Below are 26,429 nucleotides of genomic sequence, written 5' to 3'. Positions count from 1 at the left end.
ATGACCCTGGAAAAGCCCTACATCAACGGCCACTTCACCCCCGTCGCCGACGAGATCACCGGCCACGAGCTGAAGGTGCGCGGCGCCCTCCCGCCCGAGCTGAACGGCCGCTACTTCCGCAACGGCCACAACCCGAAGCCGGGCATCACCCCCACCCACTGGTTCCGCGGCGAGGGCATGCTCCACGGCGTCCGCCTCACCGGCGGCCGGGCCGAGTGGTACCGCAACCGCTGGGTGCGCACCCCCTTCCTGGACGGCGTGCCGTTCACCGGAACCGAGCTCGACGTCAGCGCCGCCGCCACCAACATCATCTTCCACGGGGGCCGCTACCTGGCCCTGCAGGAGGCCAACCTGCCCTGGGAGGTCAGCGCCGACCTCGACACGATCGGCGTCTACGACTTCGGCGGCAAGCTCACCAGCTCGATGACCGCCCACCCCAAGGAGGACCCGGTCACCGGCGAGCTGCACTTCTTCAGCTACAGCCCCTTCCCGCCGTATCTGACCTACTACGTGGCCGACGCCTCCGGCGCTCTCGTCAGGTCCGAGGTCGTCGACGGCTCCGGCCCCTCGCTGATGCACGACTTCGCCATCACCCGCGAGCACGTCGTCTTCATCAACTCGCCGGTGGTCTTCGACCACGCCGAGCACTCCGGCATCCCCTACCGCTGGCACGACGACGTCCCGCTGCGCATCGGCGTGATGCCGCGCGCCGGGGGCCGGACCACCTGGTTCGAGGCGCCCGACCAGGCGGCGCTGCTGCACGTCGCCAACGCCTACACCGACGCGCAGGGCCGGATCGTCCTCGAGGCGCCGCGCTTCGACCGTTCCGCCTGGGAGAACTCGTGGAAGTGGTGGGTCGGCGCTCCCGGCTACGGCACCAGCCCCGACGCCGGCTCGACGTTCTACCGGTGGATCATGGACCCGGCCACGGGCAAGGTCACCACCGAGTCGCTGGGCGACCTGGTCACCGAGTTCCCGTCGATCAACGAGGCCCACACCGGCTCGGACTACCGCTACAGCTACGCCATCGCCTTCCCCGGCGCGGGCCTGTCGGGCTACCACACCGTCAAGCTCGACTCCCGCACCGGCGAGCAGAAGCTGCTCGCGCACGGCGAGGGCCGGATGCCCGGCGAGGCCGTCTTCGCGCCCGCCGAGGGCGGGACCGGCGAGGACGACGGCTACCTGCTCACCATCGTCAGCGACCTCAAGGCCGACGCCTCGGAGCTGCTCGTCCTGGACGCGAGCGACCTGAGCACCGTGGCCGCCGTCGAACTCCCCCGCAGGGTGCCGGCCGGCATCCACGGCGACTGGATCCCCGACACCGAGATCCCCGCCTGACCCGTCCCGGCGGAGACGCCCGCCTGGCCCGTCCCGGCGGAGTTCCCCGCCTGACCTACCCCGGCGGAGATCCCCCCGCCTGGCCCACCCCAGCCGCCCGGGCCGCCGCTGACTCCCCCGCAGCAGCGGCCCGGGCCCCTAACCCGTACGCCGTCCACGGCCGCTGGACCCCCACCGCGCCCTGCCCGCCCGACCAACCAACCAACCCCAGCCGCCCGGTTCGCCGCTGACTCCCCTGCAGCGGCGGCCCGAGCCCCCGAACCCCCCGAGCAACGAAGGACCGACATGACCTACCCCACGACCATCGACGAGAACGCCCCCGTCATCGCCGACCACACCATCCGGATCGCCGCTCCGCTGGAGCGGGTCTGGCAGCTGCACACCGGGATCCGCTTCTGGCCCGTCTGGCAGTCCGCCATCACCGAGGCCCGGCTCGACGTCCCCCTCGCCCCCGGCGCCACCTTCCACTGGGAGACCGCGGGCCTGTCCATCGACTCCACCGTCTACGCGGTCGACTCGGCCGACGCCTCGCACCGCATCCTGTGGGGCGGCCCCGCGCACGGCATCACCGGCGTGCACGAGTGGACCTTCGCCGAGGACGGCGACGGCGTCGTGGTCCGTACCCGCGAGTCCTGGGCGGGCGCACCGGTCGACGCCGACCGGGACAGCCTCGCCGCCGCCCTGGACGACTCGCTCAGCACCTGGCTCGATGCCCTGAAGAAGGCCGCGGAGTAATGGCCGAGCCTCTCTTCCTCACCGATCTGGTGCTGGCCCTCGTGCTGGCGGTCACCGGCGGCCTGCTGGGCCGCCGGGCCGGCCGCCGCCAGGCACGGCCCGCACCGCAGCAGGGTGAGGGGCGGCGACGTCCGATCGTCCTGTACGTCACCGCCGCAGTCGTCGCCGCCCGGCTGGCGGTCGCGGCACTGCTGCTGGCGACCGGCGGATGGCAGCTGGTCGCCCACCGCTTCCTGCTCGGCCTGCCGGTCGTGGCGCTGCCGCTGGTGTGGGCGCTGGCACGGCGCAGCGCCGTCGCCGCGCACACCACGGCGATGGGCGCCTGGCTGTCGTTCTACCTGCTGTACGTCCCGCCCGGTCCGCAGGATCTGCCGGTCGCGGCCGGGGCGTCGGCGCTCGTCCTGGCCACGACGGTCGGGGCCTCCCTCCTGCTCGGCGACCGGCGCTCCCGAGGCGGCCGCCTGGCGCGGCTGCCCTGGCTGTCCGGGATGGCCGCCGTGGTCACCGCGGCCGCGCTGGGCAGCCTGTTCGTGGTCAGCGAGTCGACGACGGTGGACTGGGGAGGCGGCCCGGAGCGCGCCGGGCACTCGGTGCACGCAGCGGGCCATGGGCACGGCGCCGGGGCCCCGGCCATGCGCTCCGTGGACGAGCTGACCGGCCCCCGCGAGGGCGCCCCCGACGCCCGCTTCACCCTGACCGCCGCGCACGGCGCCGTACGGCTGTCCTCGGGCAGGACGGTCGACGCGCTCACCTTCAACGGAGCCAGCCCCGGCCCCGAACTGCGGGTCACAAAGGGCAAGCTGGTGGAGGTCACGGTGGTCAACAAGGATGTGGCCGAGGGCGTCACCCTGCACTGGCACGGCGTGGACGTGCCCAACGCGGAGGACGGGGTGCCCGGCGTCACCCAGAACCCGGTCCGCCCGGGCGAGAGGCATGTCTACCGCTTCGTACCCGACCGCACCGGCACATTCTGGTACCACACCCACCGGGACGCCGAACGCTCCGTGGAGCGCGGGCTGTTCGGTGCGCTGATCGTGGAGGACGGCCAACAAGGCGCGCAGCACACCGTGTTCACCCATCTGTGGCCGGGCGGCGAGGACCAGATCGGGGCCTTCGGCACCGCCGACCGAGCCGAGCGCCGCGCGGTCCCGGCCGGCCGCCCGGTCGTGCTGCGGCTGATCAACAGCTCCAAGGAGCCGCACCGGATCCTGCTCGGGGGCACACCGTTCCGGGTCACCGCCCACGACGGCAACCCGATCGGCGAACCGGGAGAACTGAAGCCCGGCACGGACCTGTTCCTCGCCGCCGGCGGCCGCTACGACGTGGCCTTCACCATGCCGGACAGCGTGGTGACGCTACGGCTGGACACCTCCGAGATCCCCAACGAGGCGGCCCTCGCCTTCAGCCCCGATGGACGCGCGGAACCCGCCGCGCTGGAGCAGGGCGATCTCTTCCACCGCCTTTCGTACGGCGAGCGGACCGGTCCGAATCCCGAAGGCGGCCCGTACGACCGCGACTTCGACCTCGTGCTGGACAACGGCTTCGGCTTCAGCGGAGGCTCGTTCACCTACACGGACACGATCAACGGCCGCCTCTCCCCGGCCGTGCCGACCCTGATGGTCCGCGAGGGCGACCGGGTGCGGATACGGATCACCGCTCGGGGGATCATCGACCACCCCATGCATCTGCACGGCCACCGGATCCGGGTGATCTCGCGCAACGGCGAGGCGGTCACCGGAAGCACGTGGTGGACCGACACCCTCAACGTCGCCCCCGGCGAGAGCTACGAGATCGACTTCAGCGCCGACAACCCCGGTGTGTGGATGGACCACTGCCACAACTTCGAACACGCCGAGAGCGGCATGATCATGCATCTGGCGTACGACGACGTCACCACTCCGTACCACGGCCCGGCGCACTGAGCCGGCCCCAAGGCGGCACGTGTGAAGCCGAGACGTCGCAGCCGCTGCCCCGGCGACGAACCTTCGGAGTCGAGCCCTCGATTGCTTTCCTAGGGCCCCTAGTTTATAACTAGGACTCCTAGGACGACTCGTGGAGGGCGCATGGCGCGGGCAGGGCTGACAGCCGAGCGGGTGACGATCGCGGGCGCCGAACTGGCGGACGCGGTCGGACTCGACCAGGTGACCATGGCGCAGCTGGCACGGCGGCTGGGCGTGAAGGACGCGAGCCTCTACGCGCACGTCCGCGGTCTGGAGGACCTGCGCGGACGGATCGCGCTGCTGGCGGCCGACGAGAAGACCATCCGCATCGCGGAGGCGACCGCCGGGCGAGCGGGCAAGGACGCGCTGGTCGCGTTCGCCAACGCCTGGCGGGAGTACGCCCATACGCATCCGGGCCGCTACACGGCGACGCAGACCCCGATCCAGATCGACCCCGAACTCGCCGCACAGGCGCCCGGACCCCGGCGCGCGGTCGAGCTGACCTACGGCATGCTGCGCGGCTACGGACTGGCCGAGCCCGACCTGACCGACGCGGTCCGACTGCTGCGCAGCACCTTCCACGGGTTCGTCGCCCTCGAGGCCGCCGGCGGCTTCGCGCACGAGCGCTCGCCGGAGCAGTCCTGGACCCGCGCCCTCGACGCACTGCACACCCTCTTGGAGCACTGGCCTCCGTCCCGAGAAGGAGACTCCTCATGACCCACCCCACCATCGGCAGCGTGCCGGTGAAGGGCGCGATCCTGCACTACGAAGTGCGCGGCGAGGGCCCGCTTTTGCTGCTGATCCCCGGAGGGGCGGGCGACGCCGCCTCCTACGACGGCGTCGCCGAGGAGCTGGCCGCCGAGTGGACCGTTGCGACGTACGACCCGCGCGGCATGTCCCGCAGCCCGCTGGACGACCCCGAGAGCGAGCAGCGCGTGGCCGAGCACGCCGCCGACGCGCTCCGGCTGCTGGACGTGCTGTCGCCCCACGAGCCCGCCCGGGTGTTCGGCGCCAGTTCGGGCGCGATCGTCGCCCTGCACCTGCTCGCCGCCCATCCTGACCGCGTCGAGCGGGTCGTGGTGCACGAGCCGCCGGTGGCGGAGGTCCTGCCGGACGCCGCCGTCCATCGCGCGCTCCTCGCCCGCGTGGAGCAGACGTTCCGCGCGCAGGGGCTCATGCCGGCGGTGACCGTTCTCGCCGCGGGGCTGAGGAAGGACGGCGATCCCGCCGTGCCGGCCGCCGAGATCGAGCTGCCCCCGCAGGCGGCGGCACGAGCCGCGCGGACCATGGCCAACATGCCGTACTTCGTCAGGCGGATCGTGCCGAGCTTCATGGCCTACACCCCGGACGTCCCGCGGCTGGAGGCGCTGTCCGACCGGCTGGTGATCGCCTGCGGCCAGGACTCCCGCGGCGAGCTGCCTTACCGTGCGGCCGCCGCACTGGCCGAGCGTCTCGGCACGGAGGTCCGGCACTTCCCCGGTGGACACACCGGCCTGACCACGCACCCCGCCGAGTTCGGCGGACTCCTGCGCAAGGCCCTCTCGATCTGAGTCCCCCTCGCTGCGCGTGTCGAATCTGGCGTGTCGGCTCCGTCCCAGGGGCAGATCCGGCCACGGTGGCCGTACACACCAGGGAGGCCAGCATGGCGATCAAGCGCATGGACAACGTCCTCATCGTCGTCGAGGACCTGGACGCCGTCATCGCGTTCTTCGTCGAGCTCGGCATGGAGCTGGAGGGCAGAGGGCCGATCGAGGGCCGTTGGGCGGAGCGCGTCATCGGGCTCGACGACGTCCGACAGGACGTCGCCATGCTGCGGGTCCCGGGCGGCCATGGCCGAGTGGAGCTGGCGAAGTTCCACCGGCCGAAGGCCATCGCCGCCGAGCCGAGGGACGCGCCGGCGAACACGCTCGGCATGCGTCGCGTCATGTTCGCCGTCGACGACATCGAGGACGTCGTCGCCCGTCTGCGCACCCACGGCGCCGAACTCGTCGGCGAGCTGGAGCAGTACGAGGACGTCTACCGGCTCTGTTACGTCCGCGGCCCCGAGGGCATCGTCGTCGGCCTGGCCGAGGAGCTCGGCTGAAAACCGCCGAAGGGACCGTCCACTCATCGGATCACTCGCACGGGCTTGCGATAGGTTCCCCACCATGAATGGACTTGGACCCGTCGCCTGGCCGCCTGCCCCGATACGGACCGAACGTCTCGTGCTCCGCGAGTCCGAGGCCCGAGACCGTGCGGCGTTCGTCGAGCTGTTCGCATCGCCCGAGGTGGGCGTCTACATCGGCGGCTCTCGCCCGCGCGAGGAGCTCGAACGCGCGATGCCCGAGGCGCCCGGTCGGCGCTCTGGCCTTTTCGTGATCGAACTCGACGGAGCGATGATCGGCATGATCACGCTCGATCGGCGCGATGCGGAGCGTACGGGTCGCGTCCGACCGGAGGGCGGGGAAGCCGAGCTCGGCTACATGCTCCTGCCGCAGGCGTGGGGACGCGGGTACGCGGCCGAGGCGTGCGCGGCGGCACTCGACTGGTTCGCCGACGTACTGCCCAGCGAGCCGGTGGTGCTCTCCACCCAGTCCGCCAACGACCGCGCGATGCGCCTCGCGGCGAAGCTGGGGTTCACCGAGGTGGAGCGGTTCGAGGAGTACGGCGCCGAGCAGTGGTTCGGTGTGCGGTCCGCGGTGACGTCGTCCGGCTGAGCCAGGTGGCTCAGCCCTTGACGGCCTCTGCGATCCGCAGGGCTGCCTGGGCGGGTGTGAGGCGCGTGGTGTCGACGACCTCGGCCTCGCGGTGCAGCCAGGTGCGGGCCGCCTCGGCGTAGGGCTCAAGGTATTGGAGACGGAACGGGGAGTTGAGGCCGGTGACGGTGTCGCCCGCGATGCGCCCGCGGAGGGTGTGCTGGTCGGCATGGAGGACGAAGTGCCGTACCGGAATGGCGTACTGGGCAAGGCCCGAGCTGATCTCGCGCCAGTACTCCTCGACCAGGACGGTCATGGGCATCACCAGAGTGCCGCCGGTGTAGTCGAGTACGCGACGGGCGGTCTCGACGACGAGCGGCCGCCACGGCGGCCAGTGCTGGAAGTTGCTCGTCGTCGGCAGCCCCGGCGTGATGTCCATGAGCGTCTCGCCGACCTTCTCGGCGTCGAACACCCGTGAACCCGGGAGCAGTTGCTGCACGAGCGCACTGGTCGTCGTCTTGCCTGCGCCGTGGGTTCCGTTGAGCCATACGATCATGGACGTGACGCTAGCGCGGCCCGGGCCGCGGGAAAAGGCGCGGCAGACATCCGGCACGGGTTGGCGCCCCCAGGTGCCGCCCAATCAGGTGAGCAGGCCGCCGCACTCGGGTGTTGCGCAAGGGCTTTCCCGTCGTGGGCGACGACGATGGAGCGACCGCCCGCGATGAAGGAGCCAGCGCCATGGGTACGGAGACTCACACGGCCGGACAGGCACCAGACGGACAGGTACCGGACGAGTCGATTCCACGCGGACTCAAGCCGTTCTGGAACAAGCCCGTCAGCGAGCTGGTACGACTCGATGAGCCGCCGATCGCCGAGCCGGCCCAGGAGCGCCATCGGATCTACTCCTTTCTCCTGGCGGCCGTCATTCTCAACTACTGGAACGGCAACAAGTACGGCGAGGCCGGTGACTACGGAGACTGGCGCGCGAACCAGTTGCTGGCCGCACAACCGCGGCTGTACAAGGGCGGCAGCTATCTGGGGCACAACATCGCCGCCCTCGCCGTAGACGCCGAAGGGCGGATCATCGACTACGACTTCAACCACAACGACCTCTTCGACAGTTCGGTCGAGCATGCCGAGTCACGACTCGTGCGACGTGTGTTCGCGCTCAATCAGATCTACGAACCCTGGCAGGTCGACGGAGACAGCCCGAAGCGTGGGAGGGGCGGTGTTCCGCAGCGCCAGGAGCACAAGGTGTTCGCGACCTCCCTCACCGACCGGGCTGAGCGCGTCACACCGAGGAGCGCCGAGAAGGTCGCGTCCGGATACTCCACGCTGCTGAGCGATGTGACGGTGTACACCTCGCTGGAATCCTGTGCGCAGTGCACGGGCATCATGTGTCTGGCGTCGGTGAAGGAAGTGGTCTACCTGCAACCCGACGACAGCCAGTTCCTCATCGGCAACATCATGCGCCGCACCACCAGGGCACAAGGTCCGGGCTTCATCGCACCGCGCCCTATCGCCGGAGACGAGATCGGCTTCGCCTATTTCCGGGATCTCGCGGAGGGAAACAGGGACTTCGGACGACGGGTGGAGCACGAGCCCTTCTACCAGAACGGGGTCAAGGCCGTGAAAACGCCGTCGGTGACCTCGTATCTGTGCACCGACAACGCGTACCAGAACTTCGCCGCGGCATCGGCAGAGGTCAACGGAATGTCTTTGCAGCACCCGGACTACCGGCCAGACCTCGTCCCCTCCGCCCTGACGAATCAGCAGGCACTGGCCATGGCCACGGACTTCCTGACGTACGTGAAGTCCGTCCGGAATCGCGGCACCTCGCACCGCGTCTGACTCGAACCGGCGGTGGGTGAGGGGCCCCGTACAGAGAGGGTTGCCGTGCTGAGCGCCCCATGTGCGATGCCACCTGTGTCCGGCGTCTACAGGCCGAGGGACAGCAGGACGGTGACCGTCGGGGCGACCGGCGCGACCCACCCCGCCCAGCGGCCCGCCGTGGTCAGAGCGGGGTGTCTCAGGGACAGCCGGAAGGCCGCCACGAGCAGCGGTGTGGCCGTCCAGGACGCCCACCAGCCGACGATGACGACCGCCACGGTCTGCGGATGAACCGCCGCGGCCATCTGGGCCATGCCCCCGAAGAGAAGCGCCACTGGGATCAGGGCCACCGCCAACGTCGTGACGTACATCAACACCACGTCGACGGCTCGGGTCTCGGCGGCGCGGCCGGTGTTCAGGGCGGGGGTTGTCTCGTCCATAGGTACAGCCAAGCCGCTTCGGCGCCGGTTGGCCTGCGCCGGCGTACTCAGGTCGGCTGATCCTCGTACTCATCAATCTCATCGATGAATTCGGTTGCGGCGGGACCGGCGAGCCCGCTGGGGTACGTCCATGGACAGTGCCACGGAGCAAGTGCGGCGGGCGGGGTCGGGACCAGGCGCTGGGGTCGCAGCGCAGCCGGCTCGATGGCACAGGTCGGCGGTGCTGTTCGCGCTGATGCTGGCCGCCTTCACGTTCAACACCGCGGAGAACCTGCCGATCGGCCTCCTGGAGCTCATCTCCGAAAGCCTGAGGGTGTCCGTGTCGGCGGTCGGTCTCCTGGTCACGGGCTACGGCGTGACGGTGGCCGTCGCGTCTGTGCCGCTCGCCCATGTCATGCGGTCTGTGCCCCGGCGGCACGTGCTCACAGGGCTGCTGGCCGCTCTGGTCGTGTCCAGTGTGGCTGCGTCGCTGGCGACCTCCTACTGGCTGCTCCTTGTGGCGCGGCTGCTGACCGCGCTCGCCCAGGCCCTGTTCTGGGCCGTGATGGGGCCCGTCGCGGTGGGCCTGTACCCGCCCGAGGTCCGTGGTCGGGTGGTCGGGGCGCTGTCCGTCGCCGGTTCGCTCGCCGTCGTCCTCGGCGTGCCTGCCGGGACCTGGCTGGGCCAGCACGACGGCTGGCCCGTGCCGGTCGCCGCACTGGCGGCTCTGGGGCTCGTCTCTCTGGTGACGATCGCCGTTCTGCTGCCGACCTCGCATCCGGAGGAAGAGCACTCGGCCTACGGCACCCGTCCCGACGCCCGCCGATTCGGGACCGTGCTGGCGGCCGGGGCCCTGTCTGCCGCTGGGGCGTTCGCGGGATACACCTACGTCGTGACGTTCCTGGGCGAGGTGAGCGGGTTCTCCCCGAGCGCGGTCAGCGCCCTGTTGGTGGCCTCCGGCGCCGCGTGTCTGGCCGGGGTGGGCATCACCGGGGTGTTGCTGGACCGCTTTCCGCAGTCCGCGCTGGTCGCCGCCGTCGTCATGCAGGCAGTGGGCATGCTGGGCCTGTACGCGGCCGGCGCCGATCCGGTGGCGGCGGTGGTGTTCCTGGTGCTGATGGGCGGTGCGCTCGGGCCGGCGTTCATGACCACCCAGAACGCGATGCTGCAGTGCGCACCGGGCCGTACGGACATCGCCCTCGCGGCGAACTCCGGCGCCTACAACGCAGGCATCGCGGCAGGCGCCGCGCTCGGCGGACTGGTCTTGCGGCTCGCCGACGTGCGAGCCGCCTTCCTCGCCGGCGGGCTGCTCACTGTCGGGGCGTGCGCAGCGCTACTCGGCGGGTGGCTGCTGCGTCGCGGACCGGAGTCCGCCGCGTAGAACTGCCGCGCAGAACTGTGCCGGCGATGCGAACCCGTCAACATCCTTGGCGGGCACGGCATTTGACGGGAAGGCGCGGCCGCACGCATCACCGGGTGTCCGGCAGCTGCAGCCCCGTGCAGTCGCCGCGCCGCACCTGGTCCTTCGCGAACGCGGTGATGCACTCGCTCAACAGCACGCGCTGCTCCTGCCGCTGGGCCTGCGTCGGGGGCTCATACTTCTCCCCTGCCTCCCGGTAGGGGTAGTCGTCGGCCCAGTGCGCGGCGAAGCCGGCGTTCTCGCCGCCGCACTCGGCGACGGCCCACGCCCGGTGCTCGGTCAGCGCGGGCTTCCAGGCGGCGGCGCCTTCGCCGATCGGCAGCGGGTCGGGGCCCGAACCCCTCTCCCTCATGTTCCCGGCCCAGTCGCCGCGCCAGCTGGTGAGTTCGACGAGCGGCCTGCCCGCTTTCGCGCGCTTGCTCCGGTACCCGTCGTCGGCCTCCTTCGGCGCGTACAGGGTGCAACGTCCGACGACCCCGCCGTCGGCGATGGCGATGCGGACCGTTCCGTCGCGTCCTTCCGCCGGGACGCGGGTGGTGGCGAGCGCGTTGCAGGCGGTGCCCTTCGCCTGCGCGCGGGGCACATACCTGCCGGTGTCCGGCACCGCCCCATCCTTGGGCGCGGGCAGCGGCTCGCCGCCGCAGTCGAGCTTCTCGGTCATCTCGTTCGTCATCCGCACCGCGAGGCGGAGCATGGCCGCCTTCTCCTCACGGCTCTCGGCGAAGTACGTCCAGGTCCTCACCACCAGCCTGTGGTGCTCCCCGAAGGGCTCCTTGGCCCGGCGCGGGCACTCGGGCATGAGGTAGACGATGCTGTTCTCGGCCTCGAAGCCGGGGAGCCCGCCCGGCAGAACGGCGTACCGCGCATGGGAGTCGCCGATGAACGACAGCTCCTGGTCCCGGTCAGCCCCGCCCAGATAGGCGTCCACGGCGACCACGACCTTGTCCTGGTCGCTCACCAGCACACAGCGGTACCGGCCCCGTTCCTCGTCGTAGGACTCCTCCTCCGCCCCGAGCCGCACACCCGCCCGTACCGTCTCCAGATCACCGCCGGGGATCTTGCCCCCGCACGCCACTTCCACACCAGTGTGCACAGCGTCCCCCGATCGCCTACCGCCCGGGTCCGGATAGGGCAACCCCCTTCGACCTGCGCTGTGGCACGGGTTGGGGGGAGGTTGCTGAACGGGACTCAGGCAGTGCCGTCTGAGGCCGCCTCGGGTTTCGTGTAGAGGACCTCACGGGCCTGCTCCGCGGCGCGGGCGAGGCTCTCGGAGACGAAGTCGAGGAAGCGGGCGACGTTCTCCAGGCGGACGGCGGCCGGGGTGCCGGGGCCGAGGACGCCGACGCCCTGCCGTGCGATCTCGACCTGCTGGGTGAGCGACCGGACGCTGGCGAGCATCGACTGGTACCAGATGTCGTCGTCGATGACATAGCGCTCGCGACGGCGTTCGTCGCGTTCCCTGCGGACGAGAGTCTGGCTCTCCAGGAACGCGATCGACTTGGAGATGGTCGCCGGGCTTACCTGGAGGCGCTGGGCGAGCTCGGACGCCGTCAGGCTGCCGGCGTCGGTGGTGAGGAGGCAGACCATCACCCGCGACATCATCTTGGGCAGGCCCGACTCCATCATGACGGTGGTGAACAGCTCCTCGTACTCACGGACGGCCTCGGCGTCGCGTCCGTGCGGCTGGGCGACCGGCTCCGGCCCTCGGGGCGAGGCAGGCCTGCGCCGGTGGGCCCGCCGTTCCGTGGCCCGGTGGGCGAGGTCCGCGCGGTATCCAGTGGGGCCGCCGTTGCGCATCACCTCACGCGTGATCGTCGAGGTCGGACGCTCGAGACCTCTGGCGATCTCCGCGTAGGCGAGGCCGTCGGCCAGCCCCAGCGCGATCTGCTGGCGTTCCTGCTGAGTGAGCCTGCCTCCCGGCATCGCGCCCTCCTTCATGTTCCCTGAGGCCGCCAGCATAGCGTTCACTTCTCATCCATTGCAACAAGCATGCGGGCTGATGTTGCGTTAAATTCAGAATCATTGCAACGATTTCACTGCTCTGAGCTGTGCATATGCAGATCTCATGCAACGCATCAGTTGCCAGACCTTCGAATGCAACGTAGCTTTTCCATTGTTCGAAACAACGACCCCGCAAGGAGAGCACGATGCAGAAGTTCGCCACCCCCACCCCGATCGCCGCCGTCCTCGACATCCCCGCGGGTCGCGTCCAGATCATCGCCGCCGACCGGGCCGACACCACGGTCGAGGTCCTGCCCGCGAAGGCCTCGAAGAGCCGCGATGTGAAGGCGGCGGAGCAGACCACGGTCGAATACGCCGACGGTGTCCTGCGTATCAAGGTCCCGACGAAGAACCAGTACCTCGGCCCCTCCGGATCCATCGAGGTGACCGTCCAGCTGCCCGTCGGCTCCCGCATCGAGGCGAAGGCGGCCGCCGCCGAGTTCCGGGCCGTCGGCCGCGTCGGCGACGTCGTCTTCGACGGCGCCTACCACCAGATCAAGATCGACGAGGCCGCGAGCGTCCGCCTCACTGCGAGCGACGGCGACGTCGAGGTCGGCCGGCTGAGCGGCCCCGCGGAGATCAGCACCCAGCGGGGCGACATCCGGATCGCCGAGGCCGTACGCGGCAAGGTCGTGCTCAGCACCCAGTCCGGCGACATCTCGGTCGGCGCCGCCCGCGGAGTCTCGGCCTCGCTGGACGCCGGCACCTCCTACGGCCGCATCAGCAACAGCCTCAAGAACGACGGCGCCACCGAACTCGACATCCACGCGACCACCACCCACGGCGACGTCGCCGCGCGCAGCCTCTGAGCCCGCGGTCGCCAAGCCCGCGGTCGCCAAGCCCGCAGCCTCCGCCCGCACGTCGGCGACCTGCACCACCTGCCCCAGCGCCAGGGGCGGCGGGTCGCCCGCCGGGCCCCTGGAGCGCTTCGACCTGGACGAGGCCGCGAGGAAGCCCGCGTCTGCAGCCACCCGCCGGACCGAGGCCGCCGACGCGCCGACTGGAACTCCCCTAGCGCGCCGAGCTGTCCGGCCAGGAATCCGGTGTTCGAAGACGGTGTAGGCCTCCTACAGTGAAGCCCGATGACACTCCTACAAGTTCATGACTTCGGGGGCGAAGGCCCTCAACTGGTTCTCCTGCACGGATTCGGACGGTCGCTCACCGACTGGGACGCCTCGGCCGCCCTGCTCACCGCCGGGCACCGCGTCCTCGCCGTCGACCTTCCAGGGCACGGCCGCTCTCCGCGCACCTCCCCCTGGACCATCCCCACCGTGGTGCGGCACATCGCCGACACACTCGACGCGCACGGCGTGCCGGAGGCCGTCGTCGTGGGCCACTCCCTCGGCGGACTGGTCGCGGTCGAGTACGCCCGGGCCCACCCGGACGGTGCCCGGGCCGCCGTGAATCTCGACGGCTTCTGGTGGGGACCCGAGTACCCCGGCGCCGAACGGGTGGGTGAAGGGCTGCTGGCGTCGGCCGGGACCATCGCGCCACCCGAGTACATCGAGCAGCAGGTCGTCAACTCCGTCCGGCTCGGGATTCCCGCCGACCATGCGGAGACCGCTGCCCGCTCGGCCGCACGCCCACTGCCCGACGGCACATGGCAGATACTGCCGGAGCGCACCGAAGCGCTGGAGATCCTCGACGAACTCCACAGGCTCGGGGCGCCCGGTGTCACCACATGGCTGGACGGGGTCGACCGCCCACTGCTGCTGGTGCAGGCAGGCCGACGACTGCCTCCCGCGCCGGGCATGGAGTGGTTCAGCGAATTCAGCGCCCGGTTCGCACAAGGGGTCTCCGACGACCTGGACACGCTCTCCCGCACGCGGCCGACGATCAGCGTCCACCGGATCGACGCCACCCACCTCATGATCCTGGAGACTCCAGAAGGGGTGGCGACCCGAGTCGCCGAGTTCGTTCGAGGACTGCCCGGCTGAGAAATCCCGGCTCGGCGGACGGACCCCGCTTCTGCCGTGAACTCGCCGCCTATGGGCGAGGGTTCGCGATCCGACTCGGATCGGCGCCGCGGCCAGGCGAGCTGGGCGGGTCACTCGGCTGTGCGGCCGAGCAACCCGCCCAGCCACACGCCGCTGCCTACGCAGACACCCCATCCGAGCCTGGCGGCGCGACGCTCGAAAACCAGTGGAGCAGCGTCGCCGTGCACCACTACCGTGCTGCCGAACCACGTCGTCTAGGCAAGGACGTGCCGTTGTACACCGTGTGAGACCTCCCGAGTGCTGATCTGTCGCGCGTCGCGCATGTGCGCCGCGCTGCTTTTTGCTGCGGACTTCTCACTGAAACCGGTGTACTTCTGTGCTCGAAAACTGGGTGGTCGTGCCCACCTGCCTGCCGCTCGTCCTCCGCCGTTGCCACACCTGCGCGTCCGAGCGCTTCCGGGCGAACGGCAAATTCCGCGTCAACGCACACCACAAGCTCATCGACGCCTGGCTCCTCGCCCTCTGCACCTCTTGCGGGGCAACGACGAAGCTGACAGTCCTGGAGCGGACGAACGTGCGCTCCGTACGACCTGAGCTGCTGGACCGGCTGCATGACAACGACCCTGGTCTGGCAGCCGAGCTGCTCCAGGATCCGGTCGTGCGGCGCCGCAATCGCATCGCCCTCGACTGGGACGACGCCTGGCGCCTCGACACCGCCGGATCGGATCACCTGGACCGCGAGGTGATCGACGTCTCGGTCCGCTTTGCGGCGCGGATCCCTGTGCGGCCGGTGCGACTGATCGCTGAAGGCTGCGGTCTTTCGCGGGCCGAGGTCGAGCGACTGATCACGGAGGGGAAGCTCGTTTCGGCAGTCCGGCTGAGCGGCAAGCTCTCCGGCGACTTCACCTTCACGCTCAAGCGCTGAACCTCCTCAGGGCCAGGGGCCTGTCCGGCGAGATCTGCCGGACAGGCCCTCGATCGTGTTTCCTGCGCGCGGTGTGCGACTCAGACCTTGGGAAGGGATGGATCGGGTGTCCAGGGGTTCGGTGCGGTGATGGCCCAGCGTTCGTGGTCCCGCCAGTCCCCGTCGATGTAGAGGTAGTCGGGCGAGACCCCTTCGTAGCGGAAGCCCAGCCGCTGGACCAAGGCCAGGGACGCTTTGTTCCCCGGCTGGATGTTGGCCTCCAGCCGGTGGAGCCGCAGTTCGGTGAAGGCGTGGTCCAGGGTGGCGGCGAGCCCCTCGGTCATATACCCGTGCCCCGCGGAGGGGGCGAAGGCCGCGTAGCCGATGGACGCGCCCTGGTAGCGGCCGCGGATGATCGAGTTGATGTTGACCATGCCGGCGGCTTCGCCGGTCTCGCGGACCCGGACCAGAAAGCCCCGGTTGGCGCCGTCGTCGAAACGGCGCATCCAGACCTTGAACTCCTCCGCGGTCGCGGGCAGCTGCATCCAGGGCTCGTGCAGCTGGGAGCTGGCCTGCACGAGTGTGCAGAACTCTTCTTGGTCGGAGAGGGTGAGCGGGCGTAGTTCAACCCGTGGCGGCATCGTGAGCATGGACCAACGTTAGAACTCGTCGTCTGTCTGCTCCACTAGTGCTGTGACCGGACAGGTTCGCCGGGCGATTGGCGCGGGGAGGCGGGCGATGAGTGACGACTACCTGACGGTGGGCCTCGGAAACGGTGTGACGCTGCGCCCGTACACCCTCGCGGACGAATCCGATGTGCTGCGCCTGGTGGACGCGGACCGGCTGCCCGGCCAGCCTGAGCCGAACCGCCATATGCTCGGTGAAGCCCTGCACGGACGCTCGCCAGTCGACACGGACTGGTGGGCCGATCTGCAAGGACTGGCGACCCAGGTGGCCGTGAACGCGGCCGGTGATGTCGTGGGCGTCGTCTCGTACGCCGTCCGCGCGAAGGGCGACACCGGCGACATCCTGTGGCTCCACTGCCGGGAAGACGAGGCGACCGCCGATGCCTTGATCCGACACGCCGTCGCCGAGCTGGCTCCCCGGCGCGTGGAGGCGTTCCAGTTCGCCTCCGCCCTGTCCCTCGGCCTGGAGGCTCTCCCTGTCCGCCACCGGCCGGCCACGGCCCGGGCATTGGAGGGCGCTGGGTTCGCCGGTGAGCGGCTGTGGCGGTATATGCGTGCCGACCTGCCCGCCCACACGCTGCCTCGCCTGTCGCATGTGGACATGGGTCCTGACCCCAGAGGCGAGAACGCGCGGCGGCTGGAGGCTCGTCGGGGCGGTCGCGTCGTCGCCGAGGCGGTCGTCGGTGTGCCCGTCCAGGGCACGGGCGTCCTGTGGTGGATCGAGGTGGCGCCCGAGGCACGAGGGCACGGGATCGGCCGGGCCGTGCTCGGCTCCGCGCTCGACGTCCTGGCCGGGCTCGGAGCAAGGGAGGTGATCCTCTACGTCGACGACGACGCACCGCCTGGAGACGATCGGGACCGCACGGCGGCCAACAGCCTGTACGACAGCTCCGGATTCGAAGAGATCGACCGGCTGTACTCCTACAGGCTGTCAGGGCCCTCCTGACGAGGAAGGCTCACCAGCTCACCCTGTCTTCCTGCGGTCGTACGCCATGGTCGACAGCGGCACCACCAAGCCCGCCCAGAACAGGACCTCGGGCACACTCCGGTCGGTCCACGGGATCTGGGATATCAGCAGTGCGCAGAGCATGGTCAACGCCGCCTGTACCACCACGATCCGGGCCCAGCGGCCGCGGCGTACCAGGGAGCGGATGTTGAGCTGCACTCCGGTACGCATCCGGTGGTAGCGGAGCAGCGCGCCGAAGCCCCAGATCGCGGCCATGATCATCAGCACCCAGACGCGGTTGCCGAGCGGTACGGGCAGCTCCCGCAGGATCGGGTCCTTGGTCGTGGCGAAGAGGTCGATCATCACCCCCGCGGCGGCCAGACAGACGAGCGCGAGCCAGCGTGTGCCCCGCAGCAGGCGGTACGTGGCATGGTCGAGGCCGCTGCGCAGCATCGGGGACTGGGGTGCGCCCGCCAGCCCTGTCGAGTACATCTCCGCGGCCTGGGCGGCCGTGACGTCCGGGGCGTTGGCCGTCGCCTCGGTGTGCATGGCCTGGGCCGTCTCGTTGGACGGGTCGAGGCGCAGCCATTCGACCAGGGCCTGCTTCGCGACGTCCTGACGGTCCGTGCGTACGGCCGCGTAGCACAGGGCCTGGTGGGCCTCCGGCTCATGCGGGGCCAGGCGCACGGCCTCGTGGGCCGCCTCGTACGCCCGCTCGTAGTCGGCGGGCGGGGCCGAGTTATAGGCGACCAGCACGCTGGACAGCGCGAAATGCGAGGAATACTTGTCGGGCGCCCTGCGGACGGCCTCCTCTGCCGCCGCCCGCGCCTCGGGCTGCCTGCCGACGCGGAGCAGCACCCGGGACAGCAGAATGAGCGCGCCGACGTGCCCGGGCGAGATCCGGAGCATCTCGGTGGCGGCCCGCTCCGCGGGCTCGTACTCGCCGAGCCGCTCGTGGGCGACGGCGAGCATCTGCCAGGCCCATTCGTCGTCCGGCTCCTCGGCGAGGTGGGGGGCCAGCACGGCCTTGGACTCCTCGTACCGGCCTGCCGCCTGCAGCGCACCGGCTCGCGCCACCAACGGATTCACGCTCACAGCTTCCGCCTCTTCTTCAGATACGTCACCAGGTCGTCGTACATACCGCCCTCGTTGGCGAACATCGCCACGTTCCGCGCCGCCGCGAACCACGGCTCGGTCGACGGGACCACCGACTTCGCCGCGTCGAGCAGGTCCTTCATGCCGATCATGCGGATCCGGCCGGTGCGTGCCGAGTCGAGCAGCGCGCTCTCGGCCGCCGACTCGCAGACATGGGCCAAGTCCGCGCCCGAGAGGCCGTCCGTCGCCTTGACGAGCCGTCCCAGGTCGACTGCCTCGATGGGACGGTCCCGCAGGTGGTAGCGGAGGATCGCGTCGCGGGCGGTGGCGTCGGGCGGCAGGACGAGCAGCGTGCGGTCGAGCCGTCCGGGACGTCGGAGCGCAATGTCCACGTCCCAGGGGACATTGGTGGCGGCGAGGACGAACACGCCTTCGTTGGCGGCGGAGTGGATGCCGTCGAGCTCGGTGAGGAGCTGGTTGACGGTGTTGCGCATGCCGCTGTGCTGGGTACGGCTGCGCTTGGCGCCGAGCGCGTCCAGCTCGTCGAGGAAGACGACACAGGGCGCCTGTCGGCGGGCGGTCTCGAAGATCTCGTGCATGTTGCGCTCGGAGTTGCCGATCCACATGTCGAGGACGTCGTTGACGGACACGGACAGGAAGCTCGCGCCGAGTTCGCCGGCGACGGCACGCGCGATGAAGGTCTTTCCGCAGCCGGGCGGACCGTAGAGGAGGAGTCCGCCGCGCAGGCTCTTGCCGTACAGCTTGCGCAGTTCGGGGTTGCGCATCGGCGCGAGGAACGCCGCTTCGAGGCGGTCCTTGACCTCCTGCATGCCGCCGACGTCCGCGAGCCGTACGGCGCCGGGGCCGGTCACGTCCCAGGCGTCGGCGTCCCCGGGGTCGCCGCTGCCGTCGGCGGCGAGCGGGGACTCGACGAAGCGGGGTTCGACGATGCCGTCGACCTCGTGCTCGGCCGCCCGCCAGTCGAATCCGCTGCGGCGGGACGACTCGTCGGGGGCGGCGGATTCCGCGGGCGCGGGCGCGGCTGGCTCGGCGGGTGTGGCTGGCTTGGCGGTGCCTGCGGGCTCGGCGGGCGCGACTGGCTCGGCGGTGACTGCCGGCTCGGTGGACGCGAGCGGCTCAGCGGGCGCGGACGTGTCCTGGGGCGCGGGTGCCTGGGGCGCGGGGGCCGCCGGTATCCCCATCGCCCGCATCATCAGCTCCCGCGCCGCCGCGTCCCCCGGCGCATGCTGCAACGCCGCCGCGGCTTCCGTCACAGCCGCGTCGTGCAGACCCGCGGCAAGCAGCAGCTCGGCGAGGTGCAGCCGCAGAGGCACGTCCTCGGGGGCGGCGGCCACGGCTGTGCGCAGGCTCTGTATCAGCGGGGATTCAGGGCATTCAGGGGCGGGAGACTCTTCCGGCATGATCCATGTTTTACGTGGGGCAGCCGACGGTAGTCCAGGCAGGGTGGTGTGTGGTGGATCACCACAGCGCCGACCACCGCATGACCGGGTGCCGTCAACCATCCGGACGGGCACTTCGTCGGTACTCGTTCGCCCGCCGGGACGCGCGAGCAGAAGTGCTCCATGGCGAGGGTGGGTAGGGGGATGCCAGCCGTGGAGCGATGACTAGGCGGCATCAGCCAGACAGTGGGGAGAGACTGTGACGCTGTTAGACCAACTGCCCGCGCTGATAGGCGTCGTGGTCGGCTCGCTCGGCTCGTACGCCGTGCAGAGCCTGACCGAGCGTCGGCGGTGGAAGCGGCAGCGGGAGGAGCGCTGGGACGAGAGGCGCTTCGAGACGTACGGCCGCTACGCCAACTCCGTCAAAGCGCAGCTTCGCACCGCCCAGCGCATCGGCGCTGCACTCGGATTCGCCGACGTGGCCGATCCGTTGCAGCCGGCCGAGGGTCTTCCGCTGCTCGCCGACGCGGAGTCCCACCGTGCGACGGAGTGGGAGTCGGTCCTGCTCGTTGGGGATGCCTCGACCATCGCGGCGGCGCGGAGCTGGCACGAGTCGATCTGGACCATCGAGCTGCTCGTACGGGAGGGGCCGGTCGACGCCGGAATGTGGACCAAGGCCCACCAGCGGGCGAGTGCGGCGCGCGACGCCTTCTACGAGAACGCGCGGCGTGACCTCGGCATCGCGGGAGATCTGCCCCCGTCGGGGAACTGGCCACGACCGTGGCGGGCCGAGCTCTCCGGGTAGGCGCCCTCGTGCTCGGTGGCGGTGTCCGAGTGAGGGCAGGGCCGACCGCGCTGTTCCAGAGCCCGGCCAGCAGACGTTCCCGGACGACGCGCACCACCGGGCCCTCGCACGGCTTGCGGTCCGGCTGGCTCCCCGTGATCGGTCAGCCCTTCGACCGGATGTCGGGTGCGGCGTTACGGTCACGCGCATGTGGGTGGAACGAGCGCGGTCGACTGGGCAGTGCTGAAGCACAACTATGGATCGGCCGAGGACGTGCCCGGTCTGCTGCAGCGGTGCGCGGGGCCGAATCCGGGCGGAGCTCGCCGCTTGGGCGTACTGGAAGGTCGGCGGCGATCCCGGACCTGTCCTTGCAGTGCTCGGACCCGCCGCGACCGAAGGACGCTTTCCCCACCCCGCCTTGCGCAGGCTCGCCGACTTGGGCTCGCACGCGGCCCCCTTCGCCGACCGGATGCGCAGGATGACGGCCGACACCGACCCGTGGACCAGCGTACGGGCGGCGCACGCCGTGTGGGCGGCGACCGGCGACACCCAGACCACCGTTCCGACACTGACGACGGCTGTCCAGGGCCTGGCTGTGGGCGCCTACCTGCCGGTCATGCTCCCGGCCGTACGCCATCTGACCCAGATCGGCGAAGCGGCTCAGCCGGCCGCCGATCTCCTGATCGGCGTCGCCGCCCTCGATCAACGCCTTCGCTGCAACGGCGGCTGGCGCGGCTTCACCCAGGACGAATCCATCCGCACCGCCGTCGACGAACTGCTCGCATCCGGCAGACGCGCCTGACCTGAGTACGTAGTCGGCCACGCGCACTGGCTACAGATGTCTGCCAGGTCGTTGGGTGTGCCCATCGGGCCCGCCAGGCCTAGGGGAGGGCCTCGAGGCGCTCCATGTGCTCCTCGCCCCACTGGCCGAGTGGGGCGAGGACGGCGTTGAGCGAGTGGCCGAACTCGGTCAGCGAGTACTCCACCTTCGGCGGGACCTGGTGGTGGACTTCGCGGTGTACCAGGCCGCTCGCCTCCAGCTCCCGCAGTTGAAGGATCAGCATCCGCTCGCTGATGCCTGTCACCGTGCGGCGCAGCTCGCCGAAGCGCAGCGTCCCCTCGCCGAGCCAGAAGAGAATCAGTCCCTTCCATTTCCCGCCCATGACGTCGATGGCGGCGTCCAGTCCGCAGGTATAGCTCCGCTTCGTCACCAGCACTCCCCTCACAAGACTGTGGGTACCCGACAGAATTGTAGGTACTTGTCGATGCGTCAGCGTCCGCGCACCATGGAGGGGTATCGCGGCGAGATCGCAGCAACTCCCGCATGAAGAACCTGCGTTGACGCCTCTCCGTCCGCAGGTGAGTCGACAGCAGACAGGAGCACCACATGGCCGCGCACCACCGCACGCCCGTGACCGTCGTCGGGCTGGGCTCGATGGGCAGCGCACTGGCTGAGGCGTTCATCGGCGCCGGACACCCGACCACCGTCTGGAACAGGACCGCGTCGAAGGCCGAACCGCTCGTGGCCCAAGGCGCCGTACGCGCGCCGACGACGGCCGAGGCGGTGGCGGCGAGTGAGCTGGTCATCACCTGCCTGACCACGTACGACGACACGATCGGCGCCCTAAAACCGGCCGCGGGCACCCTCCAGGGACGTGCCCTGGTGACCCTCAACAGCGGTTCCCCGGCCGGCGCCCGTCAGATGGCCGCATGGGCTCGGGGGCACGGCGCGCGCTACCTCGGCGGCGCGATCAAGAACGTGCCGGCCGCTGTGGGCGCCGAGGGCACTCTCCTGTACTACGGCGGCGACAACAGCGTCTTCGAGGAGTTCGCCTCGACGCTACGGGTGTTGGGCGGCGACACCGTCTACCTCGGCGCCGATCCGGACCTGGCCGCCTTGTACGAGATGGCGGTGGGCGGCACTCTGCTGCCCGCCCTCGTCGGCTTCTTCCAGGGCGCGGCGGCGATGCAGGCGCGTGGGCTCGATGCCGCATCGATGGTCCGGTTCACCGTCAAATGGTTCGAGATGATCAACTCGATACTCCCCGTCTTCGCCCAGGAGATCGACAGCGGCGACTACAGCGAGCCCGCGTCCTCGGTGAACCTGTTCCTGGCCGGAGCCGCTCATGACGAGGAGCTCGGCAAGGAGGCGAACCTCGACACGGAGTGGCACAAGCCCTTCCACGACCTGCTGAAGCGCGCGGTCGACGCCGGCCATGGCGATCACAGCATCTCCGCTCTGACGGAGGTGCTCAAGAATCCGAGTCAGAGCCTGTAGCCGAGGGCGGCAGAAAGGGCGGAACGGGCAGACACACGGTGCGAGCCCCTGTGCGCCGATCAGCGGTGTCCGGCGTGCAGGGGCACACGTACGGGCGTCGCTGCCCAGGCGCTGGAGCCGTTGCTCGCGCGTGAGCGAAGCGCGGCCAGGGCCGGCCCGGAGACACCACCGGGCCCACGCTCACCCCCTCGGACAACGGCGCCCGCGCGTGCCGCGGCGGACTCCACCACGGCATGCGCGGGCGACGACGGTTGCCGTCAGGACGCGTCCGCGCTGCTCTTACGGCGCCACCACCAGACGCCTGCGACGGCGCCGACCAGCACGACGGCGCCGCTCAGGATGATGAGCGGCATGGAGGACGAGTCATCGGACGCGGTCTCCTTGCCTGCCGCGTCGGAGTCCTGCGCCCCCGACGCCGCGGCGGTGGGCTTCTGCGTCGTCGGAGCCGGGGTCGCGGGCTCGGGGGTGGTGGCGCTGGCGCTGGGCGGCACCGGCTTGGCCCCGGCGGCAGCCGGCTTGAGCTCCAGCACGGGGGCCGAGTTGCCGTGGCCGTGGCCGCCGCCGTCGTCGTGGGACTTCTCGAGCTCGATCCACCGGTCGACCCGGCCGTCGCTGTAGCTCTGCAGGGTCTTGAAGGCGACCGACTCAGCGTCGGGCAGCTGCCGGACGATCACGGAGTACGAAACGTCCTCGCCGGCTGCCACGGCGGGACCGGCGACGGTGTATCCCCGGTCGGTGGGGGCGAGCTTCCACCCCTTCGGCCCGTCCTTGTAGCCGATGTCGGCCGGGTTGAGACCCGAGGGGAGGATCACCTCCAGCTTGGTGATGCCTGCCGAGGCGGACTCGGACTCGGCGCTGAAGGAGACCTCGACGTTCTGGGCGAGCGCGCGGGCGCCGTCCGCGTCCACCTCGACGTGGGCCGACGCGGGTGCCGCGAGCGCGACCGAGGCGACGAAGGCTCCGACGAGGGCGATGGGGGAACGGCGCGCGACGCGCGCCCAAGTGCTGCGAGACACAGATGACTCCACGGGGACGGGGGTGCGGGGCGGTACGGGCCTGCCGGGGCAGGTGCTGGGTCAGACGGGAAGAGTCCGTCTGCCGGGCGGCCCTCGGCGCACGACCACGTACGCCAGCACCAAGGAGCTCTGAGACGGCGGCACCGGCCGTGCGCGCAGCAGGTGCGGCGCCACGCATCGCGCCGCCGCGCGCAGGCCCCTCGGGAGGAGCCGTGCGAGGAGGTTCACGGCCATGCCGGCCAGGTGGCGTACGACGGACCGGACAGCGATGTCGGCGCGGTGCATCAGCCAGGCCACGATCAGCGCGGCCAGAAGGTGAGCGGCGGCCATGGACAGGCCGTGGCGTCCGGCGTGCCAGGCGCCGTCGCTCCCGTGCGGCGCGTTGGAGTGGTGGGGCAGGCTTGCCTGCGCGTGCTCGAACCACAGGTGCAGGAGGCCCTGGTTGGCGAGGGTGGCGAGCATCACGACGGGCAGGGACCGCGCAGTGCGCACAAGCGGCAGGGCGACGAGGAACAGCGCGAGGCCGCCGAGTACGCCGGCGCGCCAGGGCACTGTGTGGCCCGACGCCAGATGGTGCCCGGTGACGGCGAGGCCCGTCCCGACCGCGCTGAACAGGCCGGCGCGGACAGCCCAGCCCGGCACGCCGCTCGCCGGTCTGCGACCGGAGCGGCGCGCGGAGCGGGTGATGCTGGTCCACTGCATGGCTGCCCCATCATGGAGCACTCCCGCCCGGCCGTACACCGCTTCCCGGATCGGCCGCGGCTGCCGGCGCCGGGCACGTTCGGCTCGGTCGTAGCAGCGTGACGGGCAGTGCAGCGCGGTCATCGGGCGGTGACGGCAGTCAGAACCGCACCGGCAGCGCGACCAGCCCCCGGGCACGCATGGACGGCCTCCAACGCAGCTCGTCCCGTGGCACGTCCAGTTCCAGGGCGGGGAAGCGTCGAAGGAGTGTGCTCACGGCTATCTGCGTCTCCAGCCGCGCCAGCGGGGCGCCCACGCAGTAGTGGATCCCATGCCCGAGGGCCACGTGCCCGCCGGGCTGTCGGTCCAGGTCGAGCCGGTCGGGGTCGGGGAATCGGCTGGGGTCGCGATTGGCGGAGGAAAGCGACAGCATGACCGTCTCCCCCGCCGGGATCGTCACCCCGCCGATCTCGACGTCTTCCGTGGGGAAGCGGCGGATGGCGAGGGCGGACGGGCCGTCGTAGCGGGCGAACTCCTCCACAGCGTCCTCGATCTTGGCCGGGTCCTCGCGCAGCGCCGCCAGCTGCTCCGGGTGGTCCAGCAGTGCCAGCACGGCGGTGCCCAGGAGTTGCACCGTGTTCTCGTAGCCGGCGACCAGGATGAGGAAGGCGAGTGACGTCAGCTCGTCCTCGGTGAGCTGGTCGCCGTCGTCGCGCACGTCAATTAGATCGGTCAGCAGATCGGCGCCGGGAGTGCGGCGCTTGTCGGCGATCAGCTGGGGGAAGTACGCGAGCATGGCCTTCACGGCCTCTTTCACCGCGCCCGGGTCGTCGGGATCCGGGGCGACCAGCGCATCGGTCCAGGCGCGGAAGTCCAGGCGTGAGTCGTGCGGCACGCCCAGCAGGTCGCAGACGACAGCGATCGGCAGCGGCGCGGCGTACTCGGCGACGAGGTCGGCGCGCCCCTGAGGGGCCATGGCGTCCAGCAGCTGATCGGCCAGGGACTGGATGCCCGGGCGCATCTGCTCCACCCGGCCTGGCGTGAAGGCTCTGCCGACCAGGCGCCGGATCCGGGTGTGATCCGGCGGATCCATGTTCAGCAGGTTGGCGTCGAGCGCCGGGGGCAGTGAGAAACCCCGGTAATTGCCGGGAGAGCGATGCGCCTTGTCCAGGGACAGCCGGGGGTCGGCCAGCAGCTGCCTCACGTCCGCGTAGCGGGTGACCAGCCATATGGGCACGCCGTCCGGGCCGGGTATCCGGTGTGCCGGACCGGCTTCCCGAAGCCGGGTATACGCGGTGTGAGGGTCAGCGATCAAGGCGGGCAGGTCAGGGAACGCGGTAGCCATGATCGCAGCCTAGGCCGATCGCTCCGGTCAGTGTCCGGCCGCCCAGCCGCGATCTGCGCGTGAGCCTGCGCCCGAATCTGCGCGTGAGCCTGAGCCCGCCGACTCCCGGTGTCGTGTCCCGAGTCAGCCCGCCGTCTGCGTCTCGACTTGATAGGCAAGTGAATGGTTGCCTATCCTGTGGTCGTGGCCGACGACCTCTTCAAAGCATTGGCCGACCCCACTCGCCGCACCATCCTCGACGAGCTGACGGAGAAATCCGGACAGACGCTGTTCGAGATCTGCTCGCGGCTGAGCATGAAGCACCAGCTCGGCATCTCGCGCCAGGCGGTCTCCCAGCACCTCGCCGTGCTGGAGGCCGCCGGGCTCGTCGAGACCAGGCGGGAGGGGCGCTACAAGTTCCACGACCTCAACACGGCCCCGCTGCGGCAGATCGCCGAGCGATGGCTCGTGCCCGACGCATCCGAACCGGAGGAGAGCACCCCATGAAGATCCATCTGACCAGCGTCTTCGTCGACGACCAGGCCAAGGCCCTGCGCTTCTACACCGAGATCCTCGGCTTCGTGAAGAAGTACGACGTCCCGCTGGGCGAGAAGGACCGGTGGCTGACCGTCGTCTCGCCCGACGAGCCAGGCGGCACTCAACTCCTCCTGGAGCCCACCGGCCACCCCGCCGCCAAGACCTACCGGGACGCCCTCGTCGAGGACGGCATCCCGCTCGCCCAGTTCGCCGTCGACGATGTGAAGGCGGAGTACGAGCGTCTGACCGGCCTCGGCGTCCGCTTCACCCAGGAGCCCCTGGAGATGGGCCCGGTCACCACCGCCGTCTTCGACGACACCTGCGGCAACCTGATCCAGATCGCGACACAGCCGCAGTAGGCGGCCGGTCGCGTGCGGGGCTCGGCCGCGGCGGCGACGGGTCCTCGCCGGGGAAACCTCGGACGACGTGCGCACCTTCACTCGCCCTCCGTCCGTCAGCGGGCAACCGTCCGACGCGGGGGTG

The 26,429-nt window shown here is 70.6% G+C and carries 29 protein-coding genes; 18 read left to right on the top strand and 11 right to left on the bottom strand.

Annotation, left to right across the window (positions count from 1 at the left end; translation table 11 throughout):
• The 7 genes from AB0M39_RS07105 to AB0M39_RS07075 all read left to right on the top strand — a co-directional run bounded on the left by AB0M39_RS07105 (position 1) and on the right by AB0M39_RS07075 (position 6,709).
• Positions 1 to 1,338 (top strand): carotenoid oxygenase family protein, encoded by a 1,338-nt coding sequence (locus AB0M39_RS07105; protein ID WP_365361038.1) that lies wholly within the window; start codon positions 1 to 3, stop codon positions 1,336 to 1,338.
• Positions 1,339 to 1,623: 285 nt separating this feature from the next.
• Entirely contained in the window at positions 1,624 to 2,073 is a 450-nt protein-coding gene (locus AB0M39_RS07100) for an SRPBCC family protein (RefSeq protein ID WP_365361036.1), read from the top strand.
• On the top strand, positions 2,073 to 3,995 hold the full coding sequence (locus AB0M39_RS07095; protein WP_365361034.1) for a multicopper oxidase domain-containing protein: 1,923 nt from the start codon (positions 2,073 to 2,075) through the stop codon (positions 3,993 to 3,995). The genes AB0M39_RS07100 and AB0M39_RS07095 overlap by 1 nt, the downstream gene beginning before the upstream one ends.
• A gap of 141 nt (positions 3,996 to 4,136) precedes the next feature.
• A complete protein-coding gene (locus AB0M39_RS07090; protein ID WP_365361032.1) occupies positions 4,137 to 4,730 on the top strand; it encodes a WHG domain-containing protein in 594 nt (197 codons plus the stop codon).
• On the top strand, positions 4,727 to 5,563 hold the full coding sequence (locus AB0M39_RS07085; RefSeq protein ID WP_365361030.1) for an alpha/beta hydrolase: 837 nt from the start codon (positions 4,727 to 4,729) through the stop codon (positions 5,561 to 5,563). Before AB0M39_RS07090 ends, AB0M39_RS07085 begins: the two co-directional genes overlap by 4 nt.
• A 92-nt stretch (positions 5,564 to 5,655) precedes the next feature.
• Positions 5,656 to 6,096, top strand: coding sequence for a VOC family protein (locus AB0M39_RS07080; protein WP_365361028.1), 441 nt, complete (start codon positions 5,656 to 5,658; stop codon positions 6,094 to 6,096).
• Positions 6,097 to 6,160: 64 nt separating this feature from the next.
• Complete coding sequence (locus tag AB0M39_RS07075) at positions 6,161 to 6,709, top strand: GNAT family N-acetyltransferase (RefSeq protein WP_365361026.1); 549 nt, start codon at positions 6,161 to 6,163, stop codon at positions 6,707 to 6,709.
• Positions 6,710 to 6,719: 10 nt separating this feature from the next.
• On the opposite strand, the gene AB0M39_RS07070 is transcribed toward AB0M39_RS07075, so the two are convergent.
• Complete coding sequence (locus AB0M39_RS07070) at positions 6,720 to 7,244, bottom strand: ATP-binding protein (RefSeq protein WP_365361024.1); 525 nt, start codon at positions 7,242 to 7,244, stop codon at positions 6,720 to 6,722.
• A 134-nt stretch (positions 7,245 to 7,378) separates the two neighbouring features.
• Between AB0M39_RS07070 and AB0M39_RS07065 the strand changes: the two genes are divergently transcribed.
• Complete coding sequence (locus tag AB0M39_RS07065; protein ID WP_365361022.1) at positions 7,379 to 8,539, top strand: hypothetical protein; 1,161 nt, start codon at positions 7,379 to 7,381, stop codon at positions 8,537 to 8,539.
• 86 nt (positions 8,540 to 8,625) lie between these two features.
• Here AB0M39_RS07065 and AB0M39_RS07060 read toward each other — a convergent pair whose 3' ends face one another.
• A complete protein-coding gene (locus tag AB0M39_RS07060) occupies positions 8,626 to 8,958 on the bottom strand; it encodes a hypothetical protein (protein WP_365361020.1) in 333 nt (110 codons plus the stop codon).
• Positions 8,959 to 9,193: 235 nt separating this feature from the next.
• Between AB0M39_RS07060 and AB0M39_RS07055 the strand changes: the two genes are divergently transcribed.
• Positions 9,194 to 10,318, top strand: a complete 1,125-nt coding sequence (locus tag AB0M39_RS07055; protein WP_365361196.1) for an MFS transporter — start codon at positions 9,194 to 9,196, stop codon at positions 10,316 to 10,318.
• Positions 10,319 to 10,406: 88 nt separating this feature from the next.
• On the opposite strand, the gene AB0M39_RS07050 is transcribed toward AB0M39_RS07055, so the two are convergent.
• Both AB0M39_RS07050 and AB0M39_RS07045 read right to left on the bottom strand, forming a co-directional pair.
• Complete coding sequence (locus AB0M39_RS07050) at positions 10,407 to 11,450, bottom strand: hypothetical protein (protein WP_365361018.1); 1,044 nt, start codon at positions 11,448 to 11,450, stop codon at positions 10,407 to 10,409.
• Positions 11,451 to 11,545: 95 nt separating this feature from the next.
• A complete protein-coding gene (locus tag AB0M39_RS07045; protein ID WP_365361194.1) occupies positions 11,546 to 12,280 on the bottom strand; it encodes a helix-turn-helix domain-containing protein in 735 nt (244 codons plus the stop codon).
• A 224-nt stretch (positions 12,281 to 12,504) separates the two neighbouring features.
• Here AB0M39_RS07045 and AB0M39_RS07040 point away from each other — a divergent pair, with 224 nt between their 5' ends.
• The 3 genes from AB0M39_RS07040 (at position 12,505) to AB0M39_RS07030 (ending at position 15,220) form a co-directional block, all read left to right on the top strand.
• Entirely contained in the window at positions 12,505 to 13,167 is a 663-nt protein-coding gene (locus AB0M39_RS07040; RefSeq protein ID WP_365361016.1) for a DUF4097 family beta strand repeat-containing protein, read from the top strand.
• A gap of 273 nt (positions 13,168 to 13,440) precedes the next feature.
• Positions 13,441 to 14,295: an alpha/beta hydrolase gene (locus tag AB0M39_RS07035; RefSeq protein ID WP_365361014.1), complete on the top strand. Its 855-nt coding sequence runs from the start codon at positions 13,441 to 13,443 to the stop codon at positions 14,293 to 14,295.
• Between the two features lie 376 nt (positions 14,296 to 14,671).
• On the top strand, positions 14,672 to 15,220 hold the full coding sequence (locus tag AB0M39_RS07030; RefSeq protein WP_365361012.1) for a DUF1062 domain-containing protein: 549 nt from the start codon (positions 14,672 to 14,674) through the stop codon (positions 15,218 to 15,220).
• A gap of 80 nt (positions 15,221 to 15,300) precedes the next feature.
• Here AB0M39_RS07030 and AB0M39_RS07025 read toward each other — a convergent pair whose 3' ends face one another.
• A complete protein-coding gene (locus tag AB0M39_RS07025; RefSeq protein WP_365361010.1) occupies positions 15,301 to 15,849 on the bottom strand; it encodes a GNAT family N-acetyltransferase in 549 nt (182 codons plus the stop codon).
• Between the two features lie 88 nt (positions 15,850 to 15,937).
• Between AB0M39_RS07025 and AB0M39_RS07020 the strand changes: the two genes are divergently transcribed.
• Positions 15,938 to 16,831 (top strand): GNAT family N-acetyltransferase, encoded by an 894-nt coding sequence (locus tag AB0M39_RS07020; RefSeq protein ID WP_365361008.1) that lies wholly within the window; start codon positions 15,938 to 15,940, stop codon positions 16,829 to 16,831.
• 18 nt (positions 16,832 to 16,849) lie between these two features.
• On the opposite strand, the gene AB0M39_RS07015 is transcribed toward AB0M39_RS07020, so the two are convergent.
• Both AB0M39_RS07015 and AB0M39_RS07010 read right to left on the bottom strand, forming a co-directional pair.
• Entirely contained in the window at positions 16,850 to 17,926 is a 1,077-nt protein-coding gene (locus AB0M39_RS07015; protein WP_365361006.1) for a tetratricopeptide repeat protein, read from the bottom strand.
• The gene (locus AB0M39_RS07010; protein ID WP_365361004.1) at positions 17,923 to 19,347 is read right to left on the bottom strand and encodes an ATP-binding protein; all 1,425 of its coding nucleotides are present in this window, start codon (positions 19,345 to 19,347) and stop codon (positions 17,923 to 17,925) included. The genes AB0M39_RS07015 and AB0M39_RS07010 overlap by 4 nt, the downstream gene beginning before the upstream one ends.
• Positions 19,348 to 19,585: 238 nt before the next feature.
• Between AB0M39_RS07010 and AB0M39_RS07005 the strand changes: the two genes are divergently transcribed.
• Both AB0M39_RS07005 and AB0M39_RS07000 read left to right on the top strand, forming a co-directional pair.
• Positions 19,586 to 20,131, top strand: a complete 546-nt coding sequence (locus AB0M39_RS07005) for a hypothetical protein (RefSeq protein WP_365361002.1) — start codon at positions 19,586 to 19,588, stop codon at positions 20,129 to 20,131.
• A 415-nt stretch (positions 20,132 to 20,546) separates the two neighbouring features.
• Complete coding sequence (locus tag AB0M39_RS07000; RefSeq protein WP_365361000.1) at positions 20,547 to 20,912, top strand: hypothetical protein; 366 nt, start codon at positions 20,547 to 20,549, stop codon at positions 20,910 to 20,912.
• A gap of 79 nt (positions 20,913 to 20,991) precedes the next feature.
• On the opposite strand, the gene AB0M39_RS06995 is transcribed toward AB0M39_RS07000, so the two are convergent.
• Positions 20,992 to 21,321, bottom strand: a complete 330-nt coding sequence (locus AB0M39_RS06995) for a helix-turn-helix domain-containing protein (protein WP_365360998.1) — start codon at positions 21,319 to 21,321, stop codon at positions 20,992 to 20,994.
• 176 nt (positions 21,322 to 21,497) lie between these two features.
• Here AB0M39_RS06995 and AB0M39_RS06990 point away from each other — a divergent pair, with 176 nt between their 5' ends.
• Entirely contained in the window at positions 21,498 to 22,388 is an 891-nt protein-coding gene (locus AB0M39_RS06990; RefSeq protein WP_365360996.1) for an NAD(P)-binding domain-containing protein, read from the top strand.
• Between the two features lie 257 nt (positions 22,389 to 22,645).
• Here the strand turns inward: AB0M39_RS06990 and AB0M39_RS06985 are convergent, their stop codons facing one another.
• From AB0M39_RS06985 to AB0M39_RS06975, 3 genes are all read right to left on the bottom strand, one after another.
• Positions 22,646 to 23,404 (bottom strand): DUF1775 domain-containing protein, encoded by a 759-nt coding sequence (locus tag AB0M39_RS06985; RefSeq protein ID WP_365360994.1) that lies wholly within the window; start codon positions 23,402 to 23,404, stop codon positions 22,646 to 22,648.
• Positions 23,405 to 23,464: 60 nt separating this feature from the next.
• Complete coding sequence (locus AB0M39_RS06980) at positions 23,465 to 24,106, bottom strand: hypothetical protein (RefSeq protein WP_365360991.1); 642 nt, start codon at positions 24,104 to 24,106, stop codon at positions 23,465 to 23,467.
• Positions 24,107 to 24,245: 139 nt separating this feature from the next.
• Positions 24,246 to 25,430: a cytochrome P450 gene (locus tag AB0M39_RS06975; protein WP_365360989.1), complete on the bottom strand. Its 1,185-nt coding sequence runs from the start codon at positions 25,428 to 25,430 to the stop codon at positions 24,246 to 24,248.
• A 183-nt stretch (positions 25,431 to 25,613) separates the two neighbouring features.
• Between AB0M39_RS06975 and AB0M39_RS06970 the strand changes: the two genes are divergently transcribed.
• Together AB0M39_RS06970 and AB0M39_RS06965 are read left to right on the top strand one after the other, a co-directional pair.
• Positions 25,614 to 25,916 (top strand): metalloregulator ArsR/SmtB family transcription factor, encoded by a 303-nt coding sequence (locus tag AB0M39_RS06970; RefSeq protein WP_365360987.1) that lies wholly within the window; start codon positions 25,614 to 25,616, stop codon positions 25,914 to 25,916.
• Positions 25,913 to 26,305, top strand: coding sequence for a VOC family protein (locus tag AB0M39_RS06965; RefSeq protein WP_365360985.1), 393 nt, complete (start codon positions 25,913 to 25,915; stop codon positions 26,303 to 26,305). The genes AB0M39_RS06970 and AB0M39_RS06965 overlap by 4 nt, the downstream gene beginning before the upstream one ends.
• Positions 26,306 to 26,429 lie beyond the last annotated feature (124 nt).

It is taken from the genome of Streptomyces sp. NPDC051907, assembly GCF_040681075.1.
GTDB lineage: Bacteria > Actinomycetota > Actinomycetes > Streptomycetales > Streptomycetaceae > Streptomyces.
The sequence above is the reverse complement of the archived record's forward strand: the minus strand, read 5'-3'. Positions and strand labels throughout refer to the sequence as shown.

What these genes read in the sequence shown, in the direction of transcription:
- AB0M39_RS07105 (WP_365361038.1), top strand. Translation starts at nt 1, where the DNA reads ATGACCCTGGAAAAGCCCTACATCAACGGCCACTTCACCCCCGTCGCC.
- AB0M39_RS07100 (WP_365361036.1), top strand. Translation starts at nt 1,624, where the DNA reads ATGACCTACCCCACGACCATCGACGAGAACGCCCCCGTCATCGCCGAC.
- AB0M39_RS07095 (WP_365361034.1), top strand. Translation starts at nt 2,073, where the DNA reads ATGGCCGAGCCTCTCTTCCTCACCGATCTGGTGCTGGCCCTCGTGCTG.
- AB0M39_RS07090 (WP_365361032.1), top strand. Translation starts at nt 4,137, where the DNA reads ATGGCGCGGGCAGGGCTGACAGCCGAGCGGGTGACGATCGCGGGCGCC.
- AB0M39_RS07085 (WP_365361030.1), top strand. Translation starts at nt 4,727, where the DNA reads ATGACCCACCCCACCATCGGCAGCGTGCCGGTGAAGGGCGCGATCCTG.
- AB0M39_RS07080 (WP_365361028.1), top strand. Translation starts at nt 5,656, where the DNA reads ATGGCGATCAAGCGCATGGACAACGTCCTCATCGTCGTCGAGGACCTG.
- AB0M39_RS07075 (WP_365361026.1), top strand. Translation starts at nt 6,161, where the DNA reads ATGAATGGACTTGGACCCGTCGCCTGGCCGCCTGCCCCGATACGGACC.
- AB0M39_RS07070 (WP_365361024.1), bottom strand. Translation starts at nt 7,244, where the DNA reads ATGATCGTATGGCTCAACGGAACCCACGGCGCAGGCAAGACGACGACC.
- AB0M39_RS07060 (WP_365361020.1), bottom strand. Translation starts at nt 8,958, where the DNA reads ATGGACGAGACAACCCCCGCCCTGAACACCGGCCGCGCCGCCGAGACC.
- AB0M39_RS07055 (WP_365361196.1), top strand. Translation starts at nt 9,194, where the DNA reads ATGCTGGCCGCCTTCACGTTCAACACCGCGGAGAACCTGCCGATCGGC.
- AB0M39_RS07045 (WP_365361194.1), bottom strand. Translation starts at nt 12,280, where the DNA reads ATGCCGGGAGGCAGGCTCACTCAGCAGGAACGCCAGCAGATCGCGCTG.
- AB0M39_RS07040 (WP_365361016.1), top strand. Translation starts at nt 12,505, where the DNA reads ATGCAGAAGTTCGCCACCCCCACCCCGATCGCCGCCGTCCTCGACATC.
- AB0M39_RS07035 (WP_365361014.1), top strand. Translation starts at nt 13,441, where the DNA reads ATGACACTCCTACAAGTTCATGACTTCGGGGGCGAAGGCCCTCAACTG.
- AB0M39_RS07025 (WP_365361010.1), bottom strand. Translation starts at nt 15,849, where the DNA reads ATGCTCACGATGCCGCCACGGGTTGAACTACGCCCGCTCACCCTCTCC.
- AB0M39_RS07020 (WP_365361008.1), top strand. Translation starts at nt 15,938, where the DNA reads ATGAGTGACGACTACCTGACGGTGGGCCTCGGAAACGGTGTGACGCTG.
- AB0M39_RS07010 (WP_365361004.1), bottom strand. Translation starts at nt 19,347, where the DNA reads ATGCCGGAAGAGTCTCCCGCCCCTGAATGCCCTGAATCCCCGCTGATA.
- AB0M39_RS06990 (WP_365360996.1), top strand. Translation starts at nt 21,498, where the DNA reads ATGGCCGCGCACCACCGCACGCCCGTGACCGTCGTCGGGCTGGGCTCG.
- AB0M39_RS06980 (WP_365360991.1), bottom strand. Translation starts at nt 24,106, where the DNA reads ATGCAGTGGACCAGCATCACCCGCTCCGCGCGCCGCTCCGGTCGCAGA.
- AB0M39_RS06975 (WP_365360989.1), bottom strand. Translation starts at nt 25,430, where the DNA reads ATGGCTACCGCGTTCCCTGACCTGCCCGCCTTGATCGCTGACCCTCAC.
- AB0M39_RS06965 (WP_365360985.1), top strand. Translation starts at nt 25,913, where the DNA reads ATGAAGATCCATCTGACCAGCGTCTTCGTCGACGACCAGGCCAAGGCC.